The organism is Nocardia sp. NPDC060220 (genome assembly GCF_042727815.1).
Lineage (GTDB): Bacteria > Actinomycetota > Actinomycetes > Mycobacteriales > Mycobacteriaceae > Nocardia.
Genome location: NZ_JBHWZY010000995.1, coordinates 1 through 2,321, shown reverse-complemented (window position 1 = coordinate 2,321; position 2,321 = coordinate 1). Strand labels below are relative to the sequence as shown.

Sequence of the window (2,321 nt, the reverse complement as noted above, 5' to 3'; positions counted from 1 at the left end):
GGTTCGGTCGAGCGAGGTCGCGTCTGCCCGATCGTCGAAAATCATCTCGCGCAGCGGCGTTTCGCGATGCTGATCGAATTCCGCACAGATCTCGTCGAAAGCGGCGCGATAGACCGGGTAACCCTCGTACAGCTCGTGCCCCATCCCGGCGCGTTGCGCGCCCTGACCGGGGAACATCGCCGCAGTAACGGCCGCGATGGCGCTGCCACGCACCACATTCGGTGCGCCCTGCCCGTCCGCGAGTGCTCGCAGCCCTGCCGTCAGCTCCTGGGCATCGTGGCCGACGATCACGGCGCGATGCTCGAACCGGGCGCGGGTGTCGAGCAGCGCGACACCGATATCGACCGGGTCGGCGCCGTGTTCTGCCTCGACCCGACCGAGCAGCGCGCCTGCCTGCGCGGCCACCGCCGCGTCGGACCGCGCGGTGAGGACCCACGCAATCACCGGCGGTGCGACGATTGCGGCCGATCGCTCGATCTCCGGCGAGGACTCGCCCCGCTCGATGACGACGTGCGCATTGGTGCCGCTGATCCCGAACGACGACACCGCGGCGCGCGGCGTCCGCCCGGTCGCGGGCCATGCCCGCGCCTCGGTGACCAACCGGACCGAGCCCGACGACCAGTCCACATGCGGCGTCGGCTCGTCGACGTTCAGTGTCGGCGGCACCACCCCGTGCCGCATCGCCATCACCATTTTGATCAGCCCACCGACCCCGGCGGCGGCTTGCGTGTGCCCCATATTCGACTTGAGCGACCCGAGCAGCAGCGCCTCCCCGCCCTCGCGCTCGGCGCCGTAGGTCGCGAGCAAGGCTTCCGCTTCGATGGGGTCACCCAGGCGGGTACCGGTGCCGTGCGCCTCGACGACGTCCACCTCGGTCGTGCTCAACCCGGCATCGGCCAGCGCGGATCGGATCACCCGCTGCTGGGACCGCCCGTTCGGGGCGGTCAGACCGTTGGACGCGCCGTCGGAATTCACCGCGGTGCCACGCACCAGGCCCAGGATCTTGTGCCCGAGGCGCCTGGCCTCGGAAACGCGCTCGAGCAGCAGCATGCCGACGCCCTCGCCCCACGCGGTGCCGTCGGCGCCCGCGGCGAACGACTTGCATCGGCCGTCGGCCGCCAGCGCACGCTGGGTGGAGAACGCGACGAACGCGGCGGGCGTCGCCATCACGGTGACACCGCCGGCCAGCGCCATCGTCGACTCGCCGGAGCGCAACGATCGCACCGCCTGATGAATCGCGACCAGCGAGGACGAGCACGCCGTGTCCACAGTGACCGACGGACCTTCCAGCCCCAGCACATACGACACCCGGCCCGAGGCGATACTCGACGCCTGACCGGTCATCAGGAACTGTTCGATCGTCGCGCGCACCCGCTCGTCGATATCGCGCGACGACGGGCCCTCGGTGTCGGGCATCAAGCCGACGAAGACCCCCGTGGCGCTACCGCGAACAGTCGTCGGGTCGATGCCCGCCCGCTCGAAGGCCTCCCAGGCCGTCTCGAGCACGAGTCGCTGCTGCGCATCCATCGCCTGCGCCTCACGCGGGCTGATCCCGAAGAAGTTCGCGTCGAATCCGGTAGCGCCGTCGAGGAATCCGCCCGTGCGCACATACGACTTGCCCGGCACACCCGGCTCGGGATCGAACAGGCCCTCCACATCCCAGCCGCGATCGGCCGGCCACTGCGACACCAGACTGCGCCCCTCGACCGCCGCCTGCCACAACTCCTCCGGCGAGGTGACCCCACCCGGATAACGGCACGCCATGCCGACGATGGCGATCGGCTCGGTCGCCCGCGCTTCCACATCATCGAGGCGCGCGCGGGTGGTCTGCAGTTCCCGGATCGCCTTCTTCATGTAAGTGCGTAGTTCGTCTTCGCGAGCCATAGGGCAAACATCTCCTGCATCAGAGGTATCGACAGGGAATCGAGCAGTGCGGCGGGATCGGGTATTCGCCCGGCAATCCACTCGACAACACTGACCGGCGCCACGCTACGACAGCGGGCAACCGAATTCCTCGCGCGCCGGGCCTCTTTGGGAAACGACCAACGGTCCTCGCGTCGTCCCTGACATTTTCCAAACGCATTGCCACCCGGTGACCACGATTCGTAAGGTCATGCGCCATGGCAAGGACTCCCGATCCGATACCGGATCAGCACGGCCGACGATTCGTGATCACCGGAGCCAACGGCGGCCTCGGTGAGGTGGCAACCCGCACGTTGGCAGCCCGTGGCGCCACGGTGATCATGGCGTGCCGTGATACCGAACGGGGTCGCGCCATCGCTGATCGGCTGGCCGGCGATATCTCCGTGGCAGCCCTGGAT

Annotated in this window: 1 protein-coding gene and 1 pseudogene; one reads left to right on the top strand and one right to left on the bottom strand. The window is 68.8% G+C overall.

What is annotated here, in order from left to right; translation table 11 throughout:
* The coding region (locus ACFWF3_RS32750; protein WP_379317742.1) for a type I polyketide synthase at positions 1 to 1,884 on the bottom strand (1,884 nt) is incomplete at its 3' end.
* 236 nt (positions 1,885 to 2,120) lie between these two features.
* On the opposite strand from ACFWF3_RS32750, the pseudogene ACFWF3_RS32745 reads away from it, so the two are divergent.
* Positions 2,121 to 2,321 (top strand): annotated as a pseudogene (locus ACFWF3_RS32745) (short-chain dehydrogenase); the annotation flags it as partial.